Source organism: Pseudomonas sp. BF-B-30, assembly GCF_019956305.1.
GTDB lineage: Bacteria > Pseudomonadota > Gammaproteobacteria > Pseudomonadales > Pseudomonadaceae > Aquipseudomonas > Aquipseudomonas jessenii.
In genome coordinates, this window is sequence record NZ_JAHBDG010000021.1 from 48454 (window position 1) to 73753 (window position 25300).

20 protein-coding genes are annotated in these 25300 nt (G+C 60.7%); 13 read left to right on the top strand and 7 right to left on the bottom strand.

What is annotated here, in order from left to right; translation table 11 throughout:
- Positions 1 to 470 precede the first annotated feature (470 nt).
- The 5 genes from mgtA (at position 471) to KGB29_RS12705 (ending at position 8535) form a co-directional block, all read left to right on the top strand.
- Entirely contained in the window at positions 471 to 3185 is a 2715-nt protein-coding gene (mgtA, locus tag KGB29_RS12685) for a magnesium-translocating P-type ATPase (RefSeq protein ID WP_150814194.1), read from the top strand.
- A 141-nt stretch (positions 3186 to 3326) separates the two neighbouring features.
- The gene (locus KGB29_RS12690; protein WP_057713955.1) at positions 3327 to 4043 is read left to right on the top strand and encodes an MgtC/SapB family protein; all 717 of its coding nucleotides are present in this window, start codon (positions 3327 to 3329) and stop codon (positions 4041 to 4043) included.
- 127 nt (positions 4044 to 4170) lie between these two features.
- The gene (locus KGB29_RS12695) at positions 4171 to 4572 is read left to right on the top strand and encodes a chemotaxis protein CheY (protein ID WP_150814193.1); all 402 of its coding nucleotides are present in this window, start codon (positions 4171 to 4173) and stop codon (positions 4570 to 4572) included.
- 108 nt (positions 4573 to 4680) lie between these two features.
- Positions 4681 to 5307, top strand: coding sequence for a response regulator transcription factor (locus KGB29_RS12700; RefSeq protein ID WP_150814192.1), 627 nt, complete (start codon positions 4681 to 4683; stop codon positions 5305 to 5307).
- Positions 5308 to 8535, top strand: a complete 3228-nt coding sequence (locus KGB29_RS12705; RefSeq protein WP_150814191.1) for a transporter substrate-binding domain-containing protein — start codon at positions 5308 to 5310, stop codon at positions 8533 to 8535.
- 3 nt (positions 8536 to 8538) lie between these two features.
- Here the strand turns inward: KGB29_RS12705 and dkgB are convergent, their stop codons facing one another.
- Both dkgB and KGB29_RS12715 read right to left on the bottom strand, forming a co-directional pair.
- Positions 8539 to 9342, bottom strand: a complete 804-nt coding sequence (gene dkgB, locus KGB29_RS12710) for a 2,5-didehydrogluconate reductase DkgB (RefSeq protein WP_150814190.1) — start codon at positions 9340 to 9342, stop codon at positions 8539 to 8541.
- Between the two features lie 269 nt (positions 9343 to 9611).
- Complete coding sequence (locus tag KGB29_RS12715; RefSeq protein WP_057713960.1) at positions 9612 to 10520, bottom strand: LysR family transcriptional regulator; 909 nt, start codon at positions 10518 to 10520, stop codon at positions 9612 to 9614.
- A gap of 104 nt (positions 10521 to 10624) precedes the next feature.
- Here KGB29_RS12715 and KGB29_RS12720 point away from each other — a divergent pair, with 104 nt between their 5' ends.
- From KGB29_RS12720 to KGB29_RS12740, 5 genes are all read left to right on the top strand, one after another.
- Positions 10625 to 11491, top strand: coding sequence for a pirin family protein (locus tag KGB29_RS12720; protein ID WP_150814189.1), 867 nt, complete (start codon positions 10625 to 10627; stop codon positions 11489 to 11491).
- A 93-nt stretch (positions 11492 to 11584) separates the two neighbouring features.
- Complete coding sequence (locus tag KGB29_RS12725; RefSeq protein ID WP_150814188.1) at positions 11585 to 12268, top strand: isochorismatase family protein; 684 nt, start codon at positions 11585 to 11587, stop codon at positions 12266 to 12268.
- 56 nt (positions 12269 to 12324) lie between these two features.
- On the top strand, positions 12325 to 12951 hold the full coding sequence (gene ycaC, locus KGB29_RS12730; RefSeq protein WP_150814187.1) for an isochorismate family cysteine hydrolase YcaC: 627 nt from the start codon (positions 12325 to 12327) through the stop codon (positions 12949 to 12951).
- Between the two features lie 222 nt (positions 12952 to 13173).
- The gene (locus tag KGB29_RS12735) at positions 13174 to 14616 is read left to right on the top strand and encodes a mechanosensitive ion channel domain-containing protein (protein WP_150814186.1); all 1443 of its coding nucleotides are present in this window, start codon (positions 13174 to 13176) and stop codon (positions 14614 to 14616) included.
- 264 nt (positions 14617 to 14880) lie between these two features.
- Positions 14881 to 15321: a carboxymuconolactone decarboxylase family protein gene (locus tag KGB29_RS12740; protein WP_150814185.1), complete on the top strand. Its 441-nt coding sequence runs from the start codon at positions 14881 to 14883 to the stop codon at positions 15319 to 15321.
- 12 nt (positions 15322 to 15333) lie between these two features.
- Here the strand turns inward: KGB29_RS12740 and KGB29_RS12745 are convergent, their stop codons facing one another.
- The 4 genes from KGB29_RS12745 to KGB29_RS12760 form a co-directional block, all read right to left on the bottom strand.
- Complete coding sequence (locus KGB29_RS12745; RefSeq protein ID WP_057713965.1) at positions 15334 to 16926, bottom strand: DHA2 family efflux MFS transporter permease subunit; 1593 nt, start codon at positions 16924 to 16926, stop codon at positions 15334 to 15336.
- On the bottom strand, positions 16923 to 18044 hold the full coding sequence (locus KGB29_RS12750) for an HlyD family secretion protein (RefSeq protein WP_150814184.1): 1122 nt from the start codon (positions 18042 to 18044) through the stop codon (positions 16923 to 16925). Before KGB29_RS12750 ends, KGB29_RS12745 begins: the two co-directional genes overlap by 4 nt.
- 587 nt (positions 18045 to 18631) lie before the next feature.
- On the bottom strand, positions 18632 to 19813 hold the full coding sequence (locus tag KGB29_RS12755) for an acetyl-CoA C-acyltransferase family protein (protein WP_090456870.1): 1182 nt from the start codon (positions 19811 to 19813) through the stop codon (positions 18632 to 18634).
- Entirely contained in the window at positions 19810 to 20592 is a 783-nt protein-coding gene (locus KGB29_RS12760) for an enoyl-CoA hydratase-related protein (protein ID WP_223616446.1), read from the bottom strand. The genes KGB29_RS12755 and KGB29_RS12760 overlap by 4 nt, the downstream gene beginning before the upstream one ends.
- Before the next feature lie 218 nt (positions 20593 to 20810).
- Here KGB29_RS12760 and KGB29_RS12765 point away from each other — a divergent pair, with 218 nt between their 5' ends.
- The 3 genes from KGB29_RS12765 to KGB29_RS12775 are packed head-to-tail and all read left to right on the top strand — an operon-like array spanning position 20811 to position 24280.
- Positions 20811 to 21917, top strand: coding sequence for a polyamine ABC transporter substrate-binding protein (locus tag KGB29_RS12765; protein ID WP_150814182.1), 1107 nt, complete (start codon positions 20811 to 20813; stop codon positions 21915 to 21917).
- Positions 21918 to 21956: 39 nt separating this feature from the next.
- A complete protein-coding gene (locus KGB29_RS12770) occupies positions 21957 to 23375 on the top strand; it encodes an aminotransferase (RefSeq protein WP_150814181.1) in 1419 nt (472 codons plus the stop codon).
- The gene (locus tag KGB29_RS12775; protein WP_150814180.1) at positions 23372 to 24280 is read left to right on the top strand and encodes a LuxR C-terminal-related transcriptional regulator; all 909 of its coding nucleotides are present in this window, start codon (positions 23372 to 23374) and stop codon (positions 24278 to 24280) included. Before KGB29_RS12770 ends, KGB29_RS12775 begins: the two co-directional genes overlap by 4 nt.
- Positions 24281 to 24412: 132 nt before the next feature.
- On the opposite strand, the gene KGB29_RS12780 is transcribed toward KGB29_RS12775, so the two are convergent.
- A complete protein-coding gene (locus KGB29_RS12780; protein ID WP_150814179.1) occupies positions 24413 to 24727 on the bottom strand; it encodes a hypothetical protein in 315 nt (104 codons plus the stop codon).
- Positions 24728 to 25300 lie beyond the last annotated feature (573 nt).

Here is a 25300-nt window from a genome sequence, read left to right on the forward strand (position 1 = left end):
GCCAGAAAGAACACCGCAAATGTTGAATCCTGAACCCTTCCTGAAGAACCCCGCGATTCCCCCCGGCAAGCTTTTATAGCGGGTTTACTCTCCAAACTTCGGGGCGTAAGCTTCGCGCGTTTTCATCCATTACGGAGACCCACAGTGGGTACTTGTTCGAGTGACAGTTGTCGGCCGGTCTCGGTAACCGGCATTTTCTCGGCAAGATAACGCGCAGTCTCCTGTGCCGTTGTCTCGCCGACAAGCGAGCAGCGGCATCCCGATCATGGCCCGTCCTGGCCGTGTCCCGACGTCCCTCTCATCGACGCTGAACAGTGCGTGGTTTCGACTTGTTGTCGTGGCCGCCGCTCTATCGACACGCCTGTCATTCGTGACCGGCGTGCCAGGCCTTGCTTTGCCGGTTGTTCCGGCGCAAGAGGCGTGGACCCGCCTGCTCGACGGTTTCCCGGCTGACCAAAGGGGCACCAGCCATGAAACTTAACCTCAAGGAATTCTTCGCAGGCTTCCTGCGTAACCGCCACATCGCCCGGCACTTCCGTAGCCTGGCGTTGCTGGAAACCTTCACCGACACCACGGTCAGCCGTGAAGTCCCGCCCAGCCTGGCGCAAACCCTGGTGGCCGCTGCCGGCAGCGACACGGGTCAATTGCTCAACACCCTGGGCAGTCACACCGACGGCTTGAGCGAGCTTGAAGCCGATGCCTTGCGCGAGCAGTTCGGCCTCAATGAAGTCGAGCACGAACAACCACTGCCTTGGTGGATGCACCTGTGGCACTGCTACAAGAATCCGTTCAACCTGCTGCTGACGTTGCTGGCGGTCATCTCCTGGCTGACCGAAGACATGAAAGCCGCCATCGTGATTTTCTCCATGGTGGTGCTCTCGACCTTCCTGCGTTTCTGGCAGGAAACCAAATCCAACCAGGCCGCCGATGCCCTCAAGGCGATGGTCAGCAACACCGCCACGGTGATGCGCCGGGACCTTGAGGACCGCGGCGCGCAGCGTATCGAATTGCCGATCAGGCACCTGGTGCCGGGCGATCTGATCGTGTTGTCTGCCGGCGACATGATTCCCGCCGATTGCCGGGTGCTCAGCGCCAAGGACCTGTTCGTCAGCCAGGCAGCCATGACCGGCGAATCGATGCCGGTGGAAAAGTTTCCCCGCCAGCAGGACCGTGACACGCTCAATCCCCTGGACCTGGACAACATCCTGTTCATGGGCACCAACGTGGTGTCCGGCACGGCCATGGCGGTGATCATTACCACCGGCAACAGCACCTATTTCGGTGCCCTGGCCCAGCGGGTCGGCGCCACTGACCGGGCACCGACTTCGTTCCAGACCGGGGTCAACAAAGTCAGCTGGCTGCTGATCCGCTTCATGTTCGTGATGGCGCCGCTGGTGTTGTTCATCAACGGTTTCACCAAGGGCGACTGGACCGAAGCGCTGCTGTTTGCGCTGTCGATTGCCGTGGGCCTGACCCCGGAGATGCTGCCGATGATCGTCACCTCGACCCTGGCCAAGGGCGCGGTGTTCCTGTCGCGCAAGAAAGTCATCGTCAAACGCCTCGACGCTATCCAGAACTTCGGCGCCATGGACGTGCTGTGCACCGACAAGACCGGCACCCTGACCCAGGACAAGATCTTCCTGGCGCGCAACGTCGATGTCTGGGGCCATGACTCCGATGACGTGCTGGAAATGGCCTACCTCAACAGCTACTACCAGACCGGACTGAAAAACCTGCTGGATGTGGCGGTGCTCGAACACGTCGAGATCCATCGTGAACTGAAGGTCGGCACGGCGTTTCGCAAGGTCGACGAGATTCCGTTCGACTTCACCCGCCGGCGCATGTCGGTGGTGGTCGCCGAGCGCGATCAACCGCACTTGCTGATCTGCAAGGGCGCAGTGGAAGAGGTGCTGGCGGTGTGCTCGCGGGTGCGTCATGGCGAAGTCGATGAGGCCTTGACCGAAGAACTGCTGGCGCGCATCCGTCAGGTCACGGCCACGTTCAACGCCGAGGGCCTGCGGGTGGTTGCGGTAGCGGCACGGCCAATGGTCGAAGGCCGCGATACCTACAGCCTGGCCGACGAACAGGCACTGACGCTGATCGGTTACGTGGCATTTCTCGATCCGCCGAAAGAAAGCACCGCACCGGCCATCAAGGCCCTGGCCGCCCATGGCGTGGCGGTGAAAGTGCTGACCGGCGACAACGAACTGGTGACGGCGAAAATCTGCCGCGAAGTCGGCCTGGAGCAGCAGGGCCTGCTGATGGGCAATGACATTGAACGCATGAGCGACGCCGAACTGGCGAAAGCCGTGGAGACCACCAACGTCTTCGCCAAACTGACGCCCTCGCACAAGGAGCGCATTGTCCGTCTGCTCAAGGGCAACGGCCATGTGGTCGGTTTCATGGGCGACGGCATCAACGACGCCCCGGCCCTGCGTACCGCCGACATCGGTATTTCGGTGGACAGCGCCGTGGACATCGCCAAAGAAGCGGCCGATATCATCCTGCTGGAAAAGAGCCTGATGGTGCTGGAGGAGGGTGTGCTGGAAGGGCGCCGGACCTTCGCCAACATGCTCAAGTACATCAAGATGACCGCCAGTTCGAACTTCGGCAACGTGTTCTCGGTGCTGGTGGCCAGTGCGTTCATCCCGTTCCTGCCGATGCTGCCGATGCACCTGCTGGTGCAGAACCTGCTCTATGACATTTCGCAGATCGCCATTCCGTTCGATAACGTCGATGACGAAATGCTCAAGCAACCGCAGCGCTGGCAGCCAGCGGATGTCGGGCGCTTCATGCTGTTTTTCGGGCCGATCAGTTCGATCTTCGACATCACCACGTTTGCCTTGATGTGGTACGTGTTCGATGCCAACACCCCGGATCACCAGACCCTGTTCCAGTCCGGCTGGTTCGTGGTCGGGCTGCTGACCCAGACGCTGATCGTGCACATGATCCGCACGCCGAAGATCCCGTTCCTGCAAAGCCGCGCGGCCATGCCCTTGCTGGTGATGACCGGGCTGATCATGGCCGTGGGGATTTTCCTGCCGATGGGACCGTTGGCCCATTACTTCAAATTGCAGGCGTTGCCTTCGCTGTATTTCGTGTTCCTGCCGGTGATCCTGCTGGCGTACATGGCGCTGACCCAGGCGGTGAAGGGGTTCTACATTCGCCGGTTTGGCTGGCAATAAAGCCGCAGTACAACAATGTCCTTGTGGGAGCGGGCTTGCTCGCGAAAGCGGTGGGTCAGTCAATGATGATGGTGACTGATACATCGCTTTCGCGAGCAAGCCCGCTCCCACAGGGGCCGTGTGTTTTTCAAGGGATTCATCATGCAAGCACTGAACAACCTCAACCTGACCTCCCTGCTCGACACCCTGGTCAGCCTCAGCGCGGCCTTCATCCTCGGTGGCCTGATCGGTTTCGAGCGCCAGTACCGGCAGCGCACCGCCGGCCTGCGCACCAACGTGCTGGTGGCGGTGGGCGCGGCGATTTTCGTCGACATGGCCAACCGTCTCGCCGGTGCCGAAGGTGCCGTGCGGGTCGTAGCTTATGTAGTTTCCGGCATCGGCTTCCTCGGTGCCGGGGTGATCATGCGCGAAGAGGGCAACGTGCGCGGTCTCAACACGGCCGCCACGCTCTGGACCTCGGCGGCAGTCGGTGCCTGCGCCGGTGCCGACCTGCTGGCCGAGGCGCTGCTTGGCACCTTGTTTGTGCTCGCGGCCAACACCTTGCTGCGGCCGATCGTCAACAACATCAACCGTCAGCCGCTGGATGTGATTTCGGCGGAGGTCACCAACATCGTCTATGTCATCGCCCGACGCACACAGCAGAAAGCCGTGCTGGCCTTGCTCGAAGCCGAGCTGGAACGCAGCAACTACCCGGCCAGCGATGTCGATGTGCACGCCTTCGGCACGGATGAAATTGAAATCGAAGCCACCCTGGCCACCACTTCGGTCGATGGTGATGAGCTGGATGCGCTGGTGGCACGGATTTCGACCTCGACCCTGGTGGTGCAGGCGTTCTGGAGTCCGAGTACCACGGAGTAAGGGCCAAGGTTTCCCTGGCAAGCGTCAGACTAACCGGCATTTATTTAGGAAAATTCCTACATAAACCCAGGAAGGTCTTCCGTAGGCTTTGCGACCTCTTGAAATCGACATCCTTTTGGAGGTCACCATGCCGAACAAATCCTTGCGCATCCTGATCGCCGATGCGCAGCACTTCAACCGCCTGCGGATCGAGCGGCTGTTCAATCAGCTCGGCTACTTTCGCGTAGCACCGGTGCAGAGCCTCGACGAGCTCCTGCCACTGGTGGAGTACGGTTGCGAGCCTTTGGACCTGGTGCTTATCAACGGGGCGATGGCCAGCGAAGGGCTGGACCCGTTGAGTTTTTTTGCCGACAACCCGCAGGTTCATCACGCGTTTATCTTCAATGAACAGCAGACGCTGTTGCCGCCCGTCGCGGGCAACGTCCAGGTCAGCCGGACTGCCCTGCCTGACCTGGCGTGCATTACGCAGCTGATGAGTGCTGTCGATCGTCGGCTACCGTTCGTCGGAACTGTCATTTCTGTCAGGTAGTTCTTTGCAGCCTTCCATGCAAAAGTCTATGCGCAGCGTTGTGTCCAACCGCTGCGGTGCCTGGAGGGCATTTTTTGCCCGATCGTGTTGGTTTGCACGGGAGATGTCATGAAGTCAGCACTGATTGTGGAAGATCATCCGGTGGTTCGCTCCATGATCAAACTCGTACTCAAGGGCGAAGGGTTCAAGCGGATTTACGAGGCCTGCCGTGGCGATGAGGTCTTGTCGTTGATCCGGGGGCATAAACCTGATGTCGTGCTGCTTGATCTGGGCCTTCCCGGTGTGGCGGGGCTTGAGGTGATGGACCGTATCAAGACCGAAAAGATGCGATGTCGCGTGGTGGTGTTCACCTCACTGGAGGCCCAGTTCTATCAGGATCGCTGCATGCGTGCCGGGGCTGTTGCCTATGTTTGCAAGAGCAAGGACCTGGATGACCTGAAGGCGGCGGTGAATTGCGTGATGGCCGGCTACACCTATTTCGCTCAGATTCCCTCCAGTTCCGTGTCGATGGGGGAGTTGCAACGCAGCGAAAAGCAGTTGATCGACAGGCTGTCCAATCGTGAGTTGACCATTCTGCAGTACCTGGCCCGGGGGTCGAAAAACCTGGAAATCGCCGAGATCATGCATCTGAGCTACAAGACCGTCAGTACCTACAAGACCCGACTCACCCTCAAGCTCAACGTGAGCTCGTCGGTGCACTTGAGGGATTTCGCCCTGCGCAATCATCTGATCTGAATGAACGCACTCCGACGACTGGCAGGTGGGGTGCTGATCGGCCTTCTTCTCTGGGCATCGACGGTCTGTGCGCAACAGTCGTTGACCCTGTTGGGACGCTCGAGTGTCGAAGGCCTGAGCGTCAGGTTGTCGGAAACCGAGTCGCGCTGGCTACAGCAAAAGGGCCGATTGGTGCTGGCTGTCTCGGCGCCGGACTATCCGCCCTTCGAGTTCAACACGGCGGGCAAGGTGTTCGAAGGCCTGACAGCCGATTACGCCGGGTTGCTCGAACAATTGTTGAGCGTTGTCATCGAGGTTGAATGTTATCCGTCGCGGGCCGATGCAGTGCAGGCCATCAAGGAGGGGCGGGCAGACCTGCTGGGAACGGCCAATCGATTTGAAGCCGAAGATCCACAGTTACAGATGTCCAGCGCGTACGCGGTCGATCAACCGGTGCTGGTCACGCGCACCGATTTCCCTCCAGTGCTCGACCCGACACTGGCTGGCAAGCGGCTGGTGATGCTGTATCACTACCTGCCCGAATACAGCGTGCAACAGTTCTATTCCAGGGCGCAGGTCCAGCTGTTTCCTTCGACATTGGCGGCGATGGGCGCCGTGGCTTTCGGCCAGGCCGATGTCTACCTGGGCGATGCGATCAATGCCCATTACCTGATCAGCAGAAATTACCTGAACAACGTACACCTGACGGACTTCTCGCCCATGGAGTCCGGGCGTTTTGCCTTTGCGATGGCCCGCGACAACGATTCGCTGTTGCGCATCGTCAACAAGGCGCTGGCGGCCATCACCACCAATGAACAAATGAACATCCTGCGTCGTTGGGGGGCAAACGGGGTGTCTATCCCCGGCACCCAGTCATTGCAATTGAGCGTGGCCGAACAACGCTGGCTCGAACGCCACCCACGGGTGAGGGTCGCGATCAACGAAAACATTCCGCCGATTTCATTTATCGACAGCGAAGGCAAGTTCCGCGGTATTGGCGTCGATGTGCTGACGAAAATCAGTTTGCGCACCGGCTTGCAATTCGACATCCGGGGCATGAAATCGGTAGCCGAGATGATGACCGGCATCATGAGCGGGCAGATCGATGTGCTGGCCGGTATCGGCCTCAGTTCCCAGCGTGAAGATCAATTGCTGTTCACCCGGGCGTTCCTGAGCAGCCCTTCGGTGCTGGTGACCCGCGTGGCCGCGGACAGCCCCAGGACGCTGGATGACATGGCAGGGCGAACCCTGGCACTGACCCAGGGCAACATTGTCGGCGAGTACCTTCGCCAGCATTACCCGCTGATCCAGCTGGTGGATGCACCATTGTCGACGGACGCCATGGAAATGGTCGCCCAAGGCAAGACCCACGGCGGCATCAACTCCTTGATCAGCGCCCGTTACCTGATTTCCCGGCAGTATCGCGATCGCCTGCAAGTGACCAGCACCGTGGGCACCGACCCTGCACGAAGCACGCTGGCGACCAGTCGCGAGGCCACCGAGCTGCATTCGATCCTGGACAAGGCGCTGTTGAGCATCCCTCCCGAAGAAATTGACGAGCTGACCCAGCCCTGGCGCTATGACTCGATGGTCGAGCAGAGTTACTGGTTGCGACACCGGCAGGCGATCGTGAAGGCGTTTGCAGTGGCGGGTGTCTTGCTGTTGCTCGCGTTGGCCGGGATCGTCTGGCAGCGGCGCCAGATTCGCCAGCGTCAGCAATTGCTCGGACAACTGCAGGAAGCCAAGGACGCGGCGGACGACGCCAACCGGGCCAAGACCACGTTCCTGGCCACCATGAGCCATGAAATCCGCACGCCGATGAACGCCTTGATCGGCATGCTCGAACTGGCGCTGAAACGGGCCGATGAAGGGGAGACCGACCGCGCCGCCATCGAGGTGGCGTCCAACGCCGGGCAGCAATTGCTGGATTTGATCGGCGACATTCTGGACGTCGCGCGGATCGAATCCGGGCATTTGTCGTTGGCGCCGGAGCGGGTCAATCTGCAGGCGCTGGTGACGTCGGTCTGCCGGGTTTTCGAAGGGCTGGCGGTGCAGAAGAATCTGCAGTGGCGGGTCGAACTCGACGAACACAGTGACTGTGACGTGATGCTCGACCCCACGCGCTTCAAACAGGTGCTGTCGAATCTGCTGAGCAATGCGATCAAGTTCACCCGGGAAGGCCAGGTGAAGCTGACGCTGGGAGTGCGACCTCAAGCCCCGGCGCACCTCGCCGTCAGCGTACAGATCGAGGACAGCGGCATCGGCATCAGTGCTTTCGACCAGCAACGCCTGTTCAGCCCGTTCGTGCAGGCGGGCAACAACCAGCAGAGCGCCCGGCAAGGATCCGGCCTGGGTCTGGTGATCAGTCGTACCCTGTGCGAAATGATGGGCGGCCGGTTGCAACTCGACAGTCAGCCTGGGCATGGGACGCGGGTGGACATCAGCCTGGTGCTGCCCGCCCTGCAAGCGTTACCCGCGGGGGGCAAGACCCTGGATCCGGCGCAGCTCACGACCCGGGCGTTGTCGATTCTGGTGGTCGACGATTATCCGGCCAATCGCCTGTTGCTCTCGCGGCAGCTGAGCTATCTGGGCCATCGCGTGGTGCTGGCTGAAGACGGGGCGCAGGGGCTTGAACAGTGGCGCGGGCAAGGGTTCGACCTGGTCATCACCGACTGCAACATGCCGGTGCTCAGTGGTTACGAATTGGCGGGTGCAATACGTGAACAAGAGCGGGTGCAGGGGCTGTCGGCGACGCTGATTCTGGGCTTTACCGCCAATGCGCAGGCCGAGGAGAAGGTCCGATGCCAGGCCGCGGGTATGGACGATTGCCTGTTCAAACCCATTCGCCTGGTGGATTTGCAGGCGTGGCTCGCCCAGCGGTTTTCCAGCGCACCCTCAAAGGCAATCGACGATCCAGGCGTCGCCGAATTCGATTTGAGCGGGCTGGAGCGCTTTGCGGATGCGGACCGTGAGCTGATCGATCAACTGTTGCGCGATCTGGCGCTGAGCAACCGCGAGGATCGCGTGCATTTACTGGCCTTGCATGCCGGCGGCAATCGCCCGGGCTTGCAGGAACTGGCACACCGGATCAAGGGCGGGGCGCTGATGGTGCGAGCGCTTGCCCTGGTCGAGTGTTGCGAACAACTGGAGCAGGCGTGCAATGACGGCCGCGGGGCACTGATCGACGACGCCGTCGACCAGCTACAGCAAGCCATGGCCCGCCTGGACCGGCATCTGGAGCAGGATTGAGGCTCAATCCCAGTTCGGTGCGATGCCTTTCGGGCTGGTCAAGCGATGGCCGCGATCCAGCGTTGCGATCAACGCCATGTCGGCTTCGCTCAAGGTCAGTTCGCGAGCCTTCAAGTTGCTTTCAAGGTTGGCCCGGCGAGTGGACGACGGGATCACGGCGTAACCCGATTGCATGGCCCAGGCCAGGGTGACCTGCGCCGGTGTTGCGTGCAGACGTTCGGCGATCTGCTGGATGAGCGGATCCTTGAGGACTTCACCGTAAGCCAGAGTCATGTACGAGGTGATGCCGATGCCCTGGCTGCGTGCGAACTCGACGACCTCGCGGTTTTGCAAGTAAGGGTGCAGTTCGATCTGGTGGGTGGCGATGTGCTCGGCACCCGTGGCGGCGATCGCCTGTTTCATCAGGTCGATGGTGAAGTTGGACACGCCGATCTGCCGGGTCAGGCCCAGGTGTTTGGCTTCGAGCAGGGCGCCCATGAATTCTTCGACCGGCACCTGATCGTCCGGCGACGGCCAGTGGATCAGGGTCAGGTCCAGGTAGTCGGTCTGCAGTTTGCGCAGGCTTTCTTTCAAGCTGTCGATCAGACGATCACCGGCCAGGTTGGCGACCCAGATCTTGCTGGTGATGAACAACTCTTCCCGGGCGATGCCGCTGGCGGCGATAGCCTCGCCGACGTCGGCTTCGTTCTCGTAGATTTGTGCGGTATCGATCACTCGGTAGCCGAGCGCCAGGGCGGTGCTCACCGAATTGATGACCACCTGGCCTTGCAGGCGAAACGTACCCAGGCCGAAAGCGGGAATAGACATTGAAGACTCCAGAGGTTGCAGTGGGAATGGGCGGCAGTATCCGCGCCTGTATCCGTGAGAAAAACCGCTGGATTGGCAAAGCAATGTTTACCGCAAGTCAAGAATCGGGTCAGACCGATGTATTGAAGGTGTCTGGTCTGGCGCCATCGCGAGCAAGCTCGCTCCCACAATGATCCGGGTCGTACACAAATGCTGTGGACGCAGTGAATCCCTGTGGGAGCGGGCTTGCTCGCGAAGGCGGCGACTCGGTCCAAAGCCTTACCCCGCCCTTAAGCAATATCACTGCGGCTGAACTCCTCCCCAAGAAAATCGATCAACGTGCGCACCGAAGGCAGCAGGCCCCGACGCGAGGGGAAGATCGCATGGATGACACCGCTTTTCGGTGCCCAGCCCGGCACCAGTTCCACCAGTTGCCCGGCAGCGATTTCATCGCGCACCACCACACTGGGCAGGTGCACGATGCCGATCCCGGCGACCGCCGCATGGCGCAAGGCCAACAGGTCATCGGTGACCATGCGCGGTGCATGCCGGATCATCGCGGTGCTGCCATCGGCCCCGAACAGTTCCCACTGATATTCGCGCTGCGCCGCGCCCCAGTGCAGGCTCGGCAAACCGCTGAGGTCGGCCGGGGAGGCCGGTGTCGACAGGCGCGATAAAAAGGCCGGGCTGCCGACCACGCTCTGGGTGCTGTTGCCCAGCACCTTCATCACCATGTCGGTGTTTTCCAGTGGGGGGAAACGTACCCGCAGGGCAATGTCGAAGCCCTCATGGATCAAGTCGACCCGGCGGTTGGTGCTCTCGATGAACAACTCCACCAGCGGGTACTTGAGCATGTAGCGGGTCAGCATCGGCCCGACCCAGGAATTGAGCAGCGCCGTCGGGCAACTGACACGCACCAGGCCCTGAGGCTCGGAGCGATTGCGTTCGATCAGTTCGGCGGCGCTTTCCGCCTCCACCCGCATGGCCAGGCAGCGCTGGTAGTAGGCCTGGCCGATTTCCGTCAAGGAGCAATGCCGGCTGGTGCGGTGCAGCAGGCGCACGCCGAGGCGTTCTTCAAGCTCGGCAATGCGTCGGCTGAGCTTGGACTTGGGCATGTCCAGTGCCCGGCCGGCCGCGGCGAAACCGTGATGCTCCACCACTTGGGTGAAGTAGTAGAGGGTGTTGAGGTCTTCCACCATCGTTCTCCAAATAGAACGCTAAAGCTGATTTTTGCAGTCTAGCGCAGCAAAGGTCACGGTTTTAAGCTTTGTCCATGGCTTCACTCACCTCATCAGGAGACACCATGAAAAACATCATCGGTATCTACACCAGTCCACGAACCCATTGGGTTGGCGACGGTTTTCCGGTTCGCACGCTGTTTTCCTACGACAACCTGGGCAAGCACATCAGCCCGTTCCTGTTGCTGGATCACGCCGGCCCCGCTGAATTCACCCCGACCACCGAACGGCGTGGCGTTGGTCAGCATCCTCATCGTGGCTTCGAAACCGTGACTATCGTTTACAAGGGCGAACTGGAGCACCGGGACTCCACCGGTAGTGGCGGCAAGATCGGCCCTGGCGATGTGCAATGGATGACCGCTGCCTCGGGGATCCTGCATGAAGAGTTTCACTCCGAAGGTTTCGCCAAGAGCGGCGGCACCCTGGAGATGGTGCAACTGTGGGTCAACCTGCCGGCCAGGGACAAAATGGCCGACCCCGGCTACCAGACGATTCTCGACCGTGACATCCCGGCCATCCCCTTGAAGGACAACGCCGGCAGCCTGCGCCTGATCGCCGGAGAGTTCGATGGCCACAAAGGCCCGGCGCGCACCTTCACCCCAGTCGACGTGTGGGACATTCGTTTGAATGCCGGCAAGTTGCTCACCCTTGACCTGCATGAAGGGCGCAATACCGCGCTGGTGGTTCTGCGTGGCACGGTTCAGGTCAACGGCCTGGAATCGGTGCGCCAGGGACAACTGGCCCTGTTCGACCGCAAGGGCGATCAGGTGAGCCTCGAAGCCAGCGAAGATGCGGTGGTGCTGTTGCTCAGCGGCGAACCGATAGACGAGCCGATCGTCGGCCACGGGCCGTTCGTGATGAACACCGAGCAAGAAATCCACCAGGCCTTCGCCGACTTCCAGTCCGGTCGCTTCGGCCGGATGCACGCTTAGTTCGCAACGCTTTTACACCCGACTCTACACAGGATGAGTAGGCCGGTTTTCAGGCCAGGGATGGCTGTTGCCCAAAAGAAAGAGGAAACGCACATGAACACTGTCCACGCGGCCAACTTCAACGGCCAGAAACCGACCATCGACCCCAACGACAGCGCAATGCTGTTGATCGATCACCAGAGCGGGCTGTTCCAGATCGTCAAGGACATGGACGTGCCCCAATTGCGCGCCAACGCCATTGCCCTGGCCAAGGCCGCGACCCTGCTCAAGATGCCGGTGATCACCACCGCTTCCGTTCCCCAGGGGCCGAACGGGCCGTTGATCCCGGAAATCCACGAGGCCGCGCCCCATGCGCAGTACGTGGCGCGCAAAGGTGAAATCAACGCCTGGGACAACCCGGAGTTTCACGCGGCGGTCAAAGCCACCGGCAAGAAAACCCTGGTGATCGCCGGCACCTTGACCAGCGTGTGCCTGGCGTTCCCGTCCATCGCCGCCGTGCATGAGGGCTACAAGGTGTTTGCCGTGGTCGACGCCTCCGGCAACCACTCGAAACTGGCCACTGATCTGACCGTTGCCCGTCTGGCCCAGGCCGGGGTGGTGCTGATCGACATCATGGCTACGCTCTCTGAGCTGCAAGGCTCGTGGAACCGCCCGGACGCCGAGCAGTGGGCCGCTGTCTACGCCCAGGCCATGCCGCATTATCAGTTGCTGATCGAGAGCTACCTCAAGGCCCAGCAAGTGGCGAACGAACACGAAGCGCTGGACTCCCAGCGCTAACCGGTTACCCCACGCCGATTTCCAATCGGCATCGATAACATGCGAGGACTACTGCAATGACTACTTCCTACAAGCGTCTGGACAAGGACAACGCCGCGGTTTTGATGGTTGATCATCAGGCGGGACTGCTGTCTCTGGTGCGCGACATCGATCCGGATCGATTCAAGAACAACGTGCTGGCGCTGGCTGACCTGGCCAAGTACTTCAAGCTGCCGACCATCCTCACCACCAGTTTCGAAACCGGTCCCAACGGACCGCTGGTGCCCGAACTCAAGGCACTCTTTCCGGATGCGCCGTACATCGCTCGCCCGGGCCAGATCAACGCCTGGGACAACGAAGATTTCGTCAAGGCGATCAAGGCAACTGGCAAGAAACAACTGATCATCGCCGGTGTGGTGACGGAGGTGTGCGTGGCGTTCCCGGCGCTTTCGGCGCTGGCCGAAGGTTTTGACGTGTTCGTGGTCACCGACGCGTCCGGCACCTTCAACGAACTGACCCGCGAATCGGCGTGGCACCGTATGACCGCTCAGGGCGCGCAACTGATGACCTGGTTCGGCCTGGCCTGTGAACTGCACCGCGACTGGCGCAACGACATCGAAGGGTTGGGCACCCTGTTCTCCAACCATATTCCGGATTACCGCAACCTGATGACCAGCTACAGCACACTGGCCAATAGCAAATAACTTCGGCATCACTCATCCCCCCTGTGGGAGCGGGCTTGCTCGCGAAGGCTGCTTAACTTTCAACCTATGTGTTGACTGTTATACCGCTTTCGCGAGCAAGCCCGCTCCCACATTGGTTTTGTGGTGTTTTTGGGAGGGTGTTCATCCCGCCAAATCAAATGCTCCTACACTGAGGCCAATCCATGCGATCTTCGCGTTATTGGCCCTGGCTGGAGTTGCTTGATGCTGTCATTGCTCACCGAACACCCGCTGATTTGCGCGATGGCGCTGATCCTGATCGATCTTGGGTTGTGGTACTTGCTCAGTGCACTTGGCAGCGCCTGGCGGCTATTGGTACGGGTGGTGATTTTTTCGTTGTTCAGCCTGCTGTTGTTCAACGAAGGCCTGAACCCGATGGAGCCGCCGCCCTGGGCCGACAACGTACCCTTGCATCTGGCGGCTACCGGTTTGCAGATCGGCTGGTGGTTGTTCGGCGCGCGGACCCTGACCGTGCTGATCGGCGCGGTGATGATGCAACGGGTCGGGCACACCGGGCGATTGCTTCAGGATCTGCTCGGTGCGGTGATTTTCCTGATCGCGGTGATTGCCGCCCTGGCCTATGTGCTCGATCTGCCGGTCAAGGGCGTGCTGGCGACGTCCGGTGCGTTGGCGATCATCGTCGGGCTGGCCTTGCAAAGTACCCTCAGTGACGTGTTTTCCGGGATCGTCCTGAACACCACCAAGCCCTATCAACTCGATGACTACATCTCCATCGATGGCATGGAGGGCCGGGTCACCGACATCGACTGGCGTGCCACGCGCCTGCAGACCTCCCAGGGTTGCATGGCAGTGATTCCCAACTCCCTGGCAGCCAAGGCCAAGATCATCAATTTCAGTCGGCCGAGCGATATGTTCGGCATCTCCGTTTCGTTGGAAGTGAGCCCCCACGCGCGGCCGAACACGGTGATCGATGCTTTGGAGCGGGCCATTCAAGGTTGTCGTGCGTTGCTCGATACACCGTCGCCAAGCGTTGGCCTGAAAACCGCCAGCAACACCGGAGTGGTCTACGAAATCAGCGGCTTTGTCGCGTCGATGGAGGAGAAACGTTCAGTGCGCAACCAGCTGTACGATCTGGCCTATCGGCACTTGCAGGCATCCGGGGTCAGTTTGTTGTCGAGCGTGGAGCCCAGTCCGCCGGTCAACTCGACTCGCAAACGCGCGTTGCTCGACAGCTCGCCGATTTTCTCCACCTTGCGCCAGGAAGAGAAAGACACCTTCAGCCAGAACATGACCCTGCAAACCTTTCGCGCCGGGGAGGTGATCCTGGAAGCGGGGCAGGTCAGCGATCACTTGTTCATTATCGAATCCGGCGTGATCTCGGTGACCTTGATGCGTCACGGAGCGCCATACGAATCCGGACGCATGGGGCCGGGGGAGGTGTTCGGCGAAGCAGGTATTCTCACCGACAGTGCGCTGCCTGCGCAGTTTACCGCCAAGACATTCAGTGGCCTGTACCGCATCGAAAAGTCATACCTCAAGCCGTGCCTGGATGCCCGTCACGATATCAACGATGCAATGCAGACCTTGCTCGATTACCGGCTGCAAAAAGCGAAATCCCTGACTCAGGACCTACCGGTGGCGGTGGAGAAAAAGGGCTTCCTGCGATGGTTGCGCAGTCGGGTGTGAATGGCCGCTGCGCGGATCGTCGGATCGCCGCCCGGAGCAGGCTCGCTCCCACAGGGGAATGCGATCAAATGTGGGAGCGAGCTTGCTCGCGATGACGGCAGCGAACTCACCAAAAGTGAAGAGTGAAACCCATCACCCCCGCGTTTCCACCAACAACCAGGAAGGCACCGCCAATGGCCTCCTCGACTTCTGAAAGATTGGCTATTTGTGTAGAACGATCGGGGGACTAACGTAGTCACACACCCACCTGCCCTGGAGCACCCCATGCAACCTCGTATCGATTTCTACACCGCGTCCCCTGACGCCCTCAAAGCGATGATCGCTTTGGAAACAGCGGTTTCAAAATTGCCGCTGGAAAAGAACCTGATCGAACTGGTCAAACTGCGTGCCTCGCAAATCAACGGCTGCGCCTTCTGCATCGACATGCACACCGCTGATGCGATCAAGGGCGGTGAAACCCCGCGCCGCCTGTTCGCCGTGACAGCCTGGCGCGAAGCACCGTTCTTTACCGAGCGCGAACGCGCTGCGCTGCTCTGGACTGAATCCCTGACCCAGCTCAGCCTGACCCACGCTCCGGATGAAGACTACGAAATGGTCAGCACCCAGTTCTCGCCCAAGGAAATGGTTGACCTGACCGTGGCCATCAGCACCATCAACAGCTGGAACCGTCTGGCCGTAGGTTTTCGCAAAATGCCTCAGGCCTGACCCGCACAAGCATCAATGAGCGTCGGCACTCGGCGCGGCCGGTGGTTGTACCTTGCGCATCAAAGGCACCATCGCCGTGGCGATAATGAAGCAGACCATGATCATCAAGAACGCGTCGCCATAGGTTTGCGTCTGGGCTTCGCGGTAGGTCAGCAACCATAGTTGATGCAGGCTGGCGGTGACCCCGGCGTCACCGCTCTGGCCGAGGGCGGCGAAGTTGTTGCCGACCTGGGACAGCCATTGGTTGAGCGCCTCGTTGGTGCTGTTGAGGTTCTCCGCCAACCGGGTGAAATGCAGGTTGGTGCGGTCGTTGAGGATGGTCGCGCACGCTGCAATGCCGATGGCCCCGCCCAGGTTGCGCATCAGGTTGAACAACCCCGACGCATGCTTGAGCCGTGCCGGCGCCAGGCCGCCGAGGGTCAAGGTCACCGCCGGCGGCACCGCCAATTGCTGGGCAATCCCGCGCAAGGCTTGCGGCAGCATCAACTCCTTGGCCCCCCAGTCATGGGTGATAGGGCTGAAATCCCACATCGACAAGGCGAACAGCCCAAGCCCGAACATCATGATCCAGCGCAGGTCGACGCGATTGGCCAGAAAGGCATACAGCGGAATCGCCATGATCTGGAACACTCCGGTGGAGAAAACCGCCAGACCAATGTCCAGCGCTCCGTAGCCACGCACCCGACCAAGGAACAGCGGCGTCAGGTAAATGGTGGCGAACAGGCCGATGCCGGTGACGAACGAGAAGAAACAACCGAGGGCGAAATTGCGGTCCTTCAAGGCGCGCAGATCGACAATCGGGTTGGCCACATGCAAGGTCCGGCCGATGAACGCCAGCCCGGCCAGGCCACTGATCCACGCGGTGGTCAGGATCGTGCGGTCGCTGAACCAGTTCCAGCGCGGGCCTTCTTCGAGGGTGTATTCCAGGCAGCCAAGGAACAGCGCCAGAAACACCATGCTCAAGTAATCCGCGCCTTTGAGCAGCGACAGTTCCGGCTGGTCGATTTTTACCAGCATCGGCACGGCCACGGCGACGAAGATGCCGGGGACCAGGTTGATGTAGAACAGCCAGTGCCAGGACGATATGTCGGTGATCCAGCCACCGATCACCGGCCCCAGGGTCGGTGCCAGGGACGCCACTGCGCCGATGGTCGCGGCGGCGATCACCCGTTGTTTGCCGGTGAAGAACACGAAGGCCGTGGTGAACACCAGCGGGATCATCGAACCGCCCAGAAACCCTTGCAGGGCGCGGAAGGCGATCATGCTCTGGATGTTCCAGGCTATGCCGCACAGCAGGCTGGCCAGGGTGAAACCCACCGCCGATGCGCAAAACAGCCAGCGCGTCGAGAACACCCGGGACAGCCAACCGGACAGCGGGATCACGATGATTTCGGCGATCAGGTAGCTGGTTTGTACCCACGCGGTTTCGTCGGTGCCGGCGGAAAGCCCGCCGCCGATGTCACGCAACGAAGCCGAGACAATCTGGATGTCCAGCAGGGCAATGAACATGCCGATGCACATGCTGGCGAAGGCGAAAACCTTGGTCGCCGTCGCCATGTTCGCGGCATTGAACGGTTGCGCCGGGGCGGCGAGGGCACGGCTCATGGCGCGCTGGCCACGGCTGGCGCTTGAGGCGCCTTGCGCGTGTCCACTTCAGCGGTGACCGACAACCCCGGACGCAAGTGGCCGAGCACACTGTCGGCCGGGTCGAGGTGAATCCGCACCGGCACCCGCTGCACGATCTTGGTGAAGTTGCCGGTGGCGTTTTCCGGTGGCAACACACTGAATTGCGAACCGCTGGCGGGGGCGAGGCTGTCCAGGTGACCGTGGAATTCCTGCCCCGACAGCACGTCGGCACGGATCACCACCCGTTGCCCCGGCACCATGTGCGCCAGTTGGTCTTCCTTGAAGTTGGCATCGACCCACAGACCGCTGGTCGGCACCACCGAGAGCAATTGCGAGCCGGCCTGGGCATAGGCGCCGACCCGTGCCCGGCGATTGCCGATCACGCCGTCAACCGGTGCCTTCAGTTCGGTGTAGTCGACATTCAATTGCGCCAGGTCGCGCTCAGCCTTGGCCTGGATCAAGGCGGCCCGGGCTTGTTGTTTCTGGGTGTCGATCACATTCAACTGGCGTTGCGCGGCCAGCAATTCAGCCTGGGCGCGGTTGCTTTGGGCCTGGGCCGTCTTGAACGTGGTATTGGCCCGCTGGGCACTTTCAACCGAGACGGCGTTGGTGATCACCAGTTTTTTGTAGCGGGCATCGTCATCCCGCGAACGGACGGCTTCGGCACCGGCGGCGTCGATGCCGGCACGGGCCTGGCCGATGACGGCCTGTTGCAGTTGCTCGGTGGCGTCGAGGTTGGCGAGCAGGGCCTGCTGGGCGGCCACTGCGCCTTCGGCCTTGGCCAGGTGGGCGCGGTAGTCGCGGGAATCGAGACGGACCAGCACGTCACCGGCCTTGACCTTCTGATTATCGGTCACCAGCACTTCGTCGATGTAGCCCGCCACTTTCGGCCCGATCACCGTCACATCGCCGCCGATGTAGGCGTCGTCGGTTTCCTCGATGAAACGTCCGGCAGTCCACCAATGCGTGCCATACACACCGGCCAGCACCAGTGCCGCGATGCCCAGTGTTGGCAACAGCAGGCGTTTGAGCAGGGGAGGTTTGGCGACAGTCACCGGGGCAGCCAGGTCGGGTTCAACGGTGGGCATGCTGGTCATGGAGGATTACCTGTGGGTGCGGCGGTTAATTATGATGATTATAATATGACGAATGTAATATTTTGTGGCAAATGGTTTTTGCTGCCGGTCGTCAGGTGGCTTGTTCAAAGAGGAAGAGATTTTGTGAGCGCTGGAGAAACATTGTAGGAGCGAGCCTGCTCGCGAAAAATGCCCAGTCAACGCGCTCATCCAGACACCCCGCGTTATCGTTGACGTCCATCGCGAGCAGGCTCGCTCCTACAGGGAATCGGGGGCACCCGCCAAAGCCAGGTCGGCCCGAAGGCCGCCTGGCTTTTGCTTTGGCTTTTGATCTTCTTGCCCCCTCGAGAGGCCGAGTGGAGGTTCTGCGCAGTGGGCAACCCGGCATGGATGCCGGGTTAGCCGCGTACGGCCATGGATGGCCGATCGCGGCGGGCCCACGGAGCAGGACCGGAGCGAGGGAATGCCGAGCCTGGGCGAGTCACCGAACGTCAGGGGCAAGAGCCCTTGGTTACTTGGGGCTCTTCCAAGTAACCCGCTGTAAAAGCGGAACCGTCAGCCGCCGTTACAGCAGAAATGGATATGCACCCACTCCAAATGTGCAGCTATCAAACCCGCTCAAAAATCGCCGCAATCCCCTGACCACCACCGATGCACATGGTCACCAGCGCGTAACGGCCGCCGGTGCGGTGCAGTTCGTGGATGGCCTTGGTGGCGATGATTGCGCCGGTCGCGCCCACCGGGTGGCCCAGGGCGATACCCGAACCGTTCGGGTTGACCTTGGCCGGGTCGAGGTCCAGTTCCTGGCTGACGGCGCAGGCCTGGGCCGCGAAGGCGATGTTGGCTTCGATCACGTCCAGGTCGGCGACGGTCAGGCCGGCGCGCTTGAGCGCCAGGCGGGTGGCCGGAATCGGGCCCAGGCCCATGAATTCCGGTTCAACGCCGGCGTGGGCGTAGCTGACCAGGCGGGCGAGGGGTTTCAGGTTATTGGCCTGGACCGCGTTGCCACTGGCCATGACCAGTGCGGCGGCGCCGTCGTTCAGGCCCGAGGCGTTGCCGGCGGTGACCGAACCATCCTTCTTGAACGCCGGCTTCATTGCTGCCAGCTGTTCCAGGGACGTGGCGCGTGGATGTTCGTCGACGCTGAACAGCTTGGTGCCTTTGCGATCCTGGATTTCCACGGTCGCGATCTGTTCGCTGAAGTAGCCGTTGGCAATCGCGTGGGCCGCACGTTTCTGGTCTTCCAGGGCCAGGGCGTCCTGCATTTCGCGGGTGATACCGTTGCGCGCGGCGACGTTCTCGGCGGTGATGCCCATGTGGATACCATGGAACGGGTCATGCAGGATGCCGAGCATGTAGTCGATGACCTGGGCGTTGCCCATGCGCGAACCCCAACGGGCGGCCGGCATCAGGTACGGGCCACGGCTCATGGATTCGGCACCGGCGCCGACGACGATGTCGGCATCGCCGAGCATCAGGGTCTGGGCGGCGTTGATGATCGCTTGCAGGCCCGAACCGCAGAGGCGGTTGACGTTGTAGGCCGGGGTTTCCTTCGGAATGCCGGCGTTCATCGCCGCGACGCGGGAGATGTAGGCATCGCGGGTTTCGGTCGGGATCACGTTGCCCATCACCAGATGGCCAACGAGCGCCGGGTCCACGGCGGCTCGCTCCAGGGCGGCTTTCACGGCGGTGGTCGCGAGGTCGGCCAGCGGCACGTCCTTGAGCGAACCACCGAAGGTACCGATGGCGGTACGGGCGGCGCTGACGACGTAGATTTCTGGAGTGTTCATGGCTGGTTTCCTTTCGGTGGATTCTTATCTGTACTGCGATTGAGCAGGGCGTTCAAGGCGGTTTTCGCCTCGTCGGTATTCAGGCGCTGAATGAACAGCGTATTTTCTTCGCGCAGGGTGGCTTCCAGTTCGGCCAGGCAAGCCTGTTTCATCAGCAGCCGGGACTGGCGCAAGGCTTGCTGGGGCATGGCCAGAAAGCGCTGGGCGATTTTTTTCGCCGCCGCCAGGCATTGTTCGCCGTCATCGAAGGCTTCGTTGGCCAGGCCCCAGGCCACCGCTTCGTTGCCGTTCAGGCCGTTGCCCAACAGGAGCAGGCTCGCGGCACGGGCATGGCCGAGCCGGCGTGGCAGCAACAGGCTGGCGCCAAATTCGGGGCACAGGCCGATGTTGACGAACGGCATGCGCAGCTTGGCGTTGCGGGTGACCAGTACTTGATCGCAATGCAGCAGCAATGTGGTGCCAATACCGATGGCCGCACCGCAGACTGCCGCGATCAACGGTTTTTGCAGGCGCGTGACGACCTTCATCAGGTGGAACGCCGGGGCGTCCAGATGAGTCGGCGGGTGCTGGAGGAAATCCACCAGGTCATTGCCGCTGGTAAAGCACGCCGGGCCACCGGTGATGATGATCACGCCGGTCTGCGGGTCTTCGTCGGCGGCCAGCAACAGCTCGGCCAGTTGCGTGTACATGGCGTTGTTCAGCGCATTGAGCTTGTCCGGGCGGTCGATGGTCAGCGTCAACACGCCGTCGCGTTGCTCGTGTTTGATCAGGTCGGTCATCGCAGGCTCTGCAGGGTCGGTTCAGGGCTGCCACTTTAAGCGCCGGACAAACCCCGGATCTATGGCAAAACGGGTCAACTGTACTGCCGCTTTTTGCCATGCCGGTATGCCCAAAAAGCGACACACACCCATTCGGGGTATGGCCGCGCCCGGCGAATCCACCAATAGTGGGGGCATCCGCTCATCCAGAGCCGAACTCGCTATAAGGTGCATTTGCTATGGGCAAGACGCTGCTTAAGGTGATTTCCAGTCTGTTTGTTGTACCGCTGACATTGAATGCCTACGCCGCTCAAGTGGACGACAGCCATACGCTGCGGTTGTACAACTGGGCGGATTACATCGGTGAAAAAACCGTGGCCGACTTCGAAAAGGCCACCGGCATCAAAGTCATCTACGACACCTTCGATGCCTACGAAACGGTGCAGGCCAAATTGCTCACCGGCCACTCCGGTTATGACCTGATCGTGTTGAACGCGTCCCTGGCGCCACCGCTGATCAAGGCCAAGGTGTTCCAGCCGCTGGACAAGAAACTGCTGCCGGGCTGGACCAACCTGGACCCGAAAGTCCTGGAGGATCTGCAAGGGTACGATCCGGGCACCACGTACTCGGCGCCTTATACCTGGGGTAGCAACGGCGTCACCTACAACGTCGACAAGATCAAGGAACGCATGCCGGACGCACCGATCGGTTCGCTGGCGATGATCTTCGATCCGAAGATCGTCTCGCGCTTCGCCGACTGCGGCGTGACCCTGCTCGATGCCCCGACCGAAGTCATTCCCATGGCCCTGAAGTACCTGGGTCGTGATCCGAGAAGCGCCGCACCGGAAGATCTGAAAGCCGCCCAGGACTTGCTGTTGTCCGTGCGGCCGTACGTCCGCAAGTTCGACTCGGTCAATTACCTGACCAGCCTGCCCAATGGCGATGTGTGCATGGCCATGACCTGGTCCGGCGACTACGCCACCGCCATGGCCCGCGCCGCAGAAGCCAAGAAGAAGATCGACCTGGCCTACTTCATCCCCAAGGAAGGATCGCTGATCTGGTTCGACAACCTGTACATCCCGGCCGACGCGCCCCACGTCGCCAATGCCCACAAGTTTCTCGAGTACCTGATGCAGCCGCAGGTGATGGCGGACGTGAGCGACTTCATCAATTACGCCAACAGCAACGCCGCGGCCACGCCGTTGTTGAGCGCCGATGTGCGCAACAACCCGGCGATTTACCCCGACGCGCAAACTCGCGAGCGGCTGTTTCCGCAGAAGACCCAGAACGCCAAGGACATGCGGGCGATTACCCGGGTCTGGAGCACCGTGAAAAGCGGCATCTGATTTGTTCGAACGTTAGTCAATTCGGTTAGAGGTTTATTTATGGCGACGCCAACACGCACCGTTTTTTCCCCAGCGGACGAGTCCCGGCTGGTCAAGGCCGACAAGGCTCACCATATGCACGGCTATCACGTGTTCGACGAACACGCCGAACAGGGTTCGCTCAACATCGTCGCAGGCAACGGCGCCTACATCTACGACACTCAGGGCAACCGCTTTCTCGATGCGGTGGGCGGCATGTGGTGCACCAATATTGGCCTGGGTCGTGAGGAAATGGCCGAGGCCATCGCCGACCAGGTGCGCCAACTGGCCTATTCGAACCCGTTTTCGGACATGTCGAACAACGTCGCCATCGAGCTGTGCGAAAAACTCGCCAGCCTGGCCCCCGGCGACCTCGACCATGTGTTCCTGACCACCGGCGGCTCCACCGCCGTGGACACCGCGTACCGGCTGATCCAGTACTACCAGAACTGCCGAGGAAAACCGGAGAAGAAGCACGTCATCGCGCGGTTCAACGCCTATCACGGCTCCACCACCCTGACCATGTCGATCGGCAACAAGGCCGCCGACCGGGTGCCGGAGTTCGACTACGCCAACCCGCTGATCCACCACGTCTCCAACCCGAATCCGTACCGCGCGCCCGATGGCATGGACGAGGCGCAGTTCCTCGAGTTCCTGGTCAAGGAATTCGAAGACAAGATCCTCTCGATTGGCGCGGACAAGGTTGCCGGTTTTTTCGCCGAGCCGATCATGGGCTCCGGCGGGGTGATCATTCCGCCCCGGGGCTATCTCAAACGCATGTGGGACGTCTGCCAGCGCTACGACATCCTGTTCGTCGCCGACGAGGTGGTCACTTCGTTCGGGCGCCTGGGCAAGTTCTTTGCCTCTTATGAGGTGTTCGACGTGCAGCCCGACATCATTACTACCGCCAAGGGCCTGACCTCGGCTTACCTGCCGCTGGGCGCGTGCATCTTTTCCGAGCGCATCTGGAAAGTCATCGCCGAGCCGGGCAAGGGCCGCTGCTTCACCCACGGCTTCACCTACAGCGGGCATCCGGTGTGCTGCACGGCGGCGCTGAAGAACATCGAAATCATCGAGCGGGAAAACCTGCTGGCCCATGTCGACACGGTGGGGGCTTATCTGGAGGAGCGCCTGGCAACCCTGCGGGACTTGCCGCTGGTGGGGGATGTGCGCTGCCAGAAACTCATGGCCTGCGTGGAGTTCGTCGCCGACAAACGTACCAAGGCGCTGTTCCCCGACGAGATCAACATCGGCGAGAAAATCCACGTGCGGGCCCAGGCCCGGGGCCTGCTGGTGAGGCCGATCATGCACCTCAATGTCATGTCGCCACCGTTGATCCTGACGTCTGCCCAGGTCGATGAAATCGTCGAGACCTTGCGCACATGCATTCTGGAAGTGGCCGCCGAGCTTGAAGCGAGCGGACAGTACGCGGGCCAATGATTTCGTCAGTCAGGCTGTTACCAAGGGCGTGTCCAGCCGCTAGACTGCGGGGCATGAGCAAACCAGACGACGATACGCTGATCGCGGTGCCCTTCGGGGCATTGCACAAATGGCATGGGGGAATGCGCGAGGCATTCGCCCATATCGATGAGCCTGACGCCTTGCAACACCTGGCGTCGGCGTTGGCGCAACTGGTGTCCGTCGAGTCGATGATGATCAGCCTGGAGCGTAAGGACCGCGCGCCCCAGTTGCTGCATCAGCGCGGGATTGCGCAGGAGTATCAGGTCTCGATTCTGGAGCGCTATTTTGCCGGGGGTTATTTGCTCGACCCGTTCTGCCTGGCGGTGGAGCAGGGGTTGGCGCAAGGGTTCTACCACCTGGAAGAAATTGCGCCGGACAACTTCTTCGACAGTGACTACTACAAGTCTTACTACCTGAAGGCGGGCTGTTCGGAAGACAGCTACTACATCGTCGATACCGGCAATGACACGAAGATTTCGGTCAGCCTCTATCAGGGTTTCGGCGGTGAATGCCTGAGCGTCGAACAGCTGAATCTGCTGCGCGCCGTGGAACCGCTGGTGCGTGAATTCATCAGCGAATTCAGTCAACGGGGCATGCTGCGCAGTCGCGAGATCCAGTGCGATAAAGACCAGGGCATGCGCGATGATCTCAAGCACCGGGTGCAGTCGGCGTTCGAGCATTTCGGCAGCGACTTGCTCACTGAACGTGAGCGGCAAGTGGCGCATATGGTGTTGCGCGGGCATTCGGTGAAATCCACGGCCAGCCAGATGAACATCTCACCGGAAACCGTGCGCATGCACCGCAAGAACCTGTACCTGAAACTGGAGGTGGGATCGCAGTCGGAGTTGTTTGCGCTGTTTATCGAGTGGTTGCGCAGGCACTGAGAGTTTCAGCTCGGCACAAATCAAATGTGGGAGCGGGCTTGCTCGCGAAGAACGTCCAGACGACGCGTTCTGTCAGACCGCCCGCGTTATCGTTGGCCTCCATCGCGAGCAGGCTCGCTCCTACAGGGTTGGTCAGCGCGCCCGCAACCGTCGCCCGACCACATCCAGCACATCACAGCCATCGCGCAACGGGATGGCGCAGAGCAATGAAAAGTCGCTGAGGATAAAGGATTCGCACTCGATCGAGCCGCGCATGGACAGGTTTTCCAGCAATTGGGTGACGGCGCGGATTCGGTAGTTGGCGGCGTCCATCAGGACGTCGAGCGGTGCGTGGGTGTCGACGAAGAGGGTGGGCATTTCACTGCAATTGCTGGTGAGTGCCATGAAGCGGTTGTCGGGGTGAGGGGTTGGTTTTTCGTAGGGTGGGTCGGGATGAATGGTTTTCATGGTTTCTAACTCGAGAAGAGGATACGGAGCTGCCGAAAGCCTTCCTACGGGCTAGGGTGGCAGCCATGTACGGGGTAGGAAAATCGAGTCCCGAGAACCTCGACCACGCCGAAGCGTGCCCGTACATAGCCGCCGCGGCTGATCTTACGGACGCATTTGAACGGCCGCAAACCAGTTAACTGGCGCCAACGTAGTTATCGAGATTCTGGAGGTTCCTACACCCCACCACTGAATTTCAGTGACCCCCAAAGACTATCGATTGAGTACCTTTCAAACCAGTTCATGCAATTCGCCACAATTCGAAGGAAATCTCCGAAGACCTTGCCCGGAAATCTCCTAGGACCTGTGCAATGAATATCAGCAAAACGGGGACGGTGGATTGTGGATGAGGGACAACGGGCATGTCCGAAGTCTAGGAAAAACAGAAATGTCCTACGCCAATTGACGCCTGAATCACTTCAACCCTGTGGGAGCCAGTGAGCACAAAATTGAAGTTCGACAGAGAACGAACTGTGGGAGCGGGCTTGCTCGCGAAAGCGGTGTGTCAGACGACATCATTATTGACTGCCACAC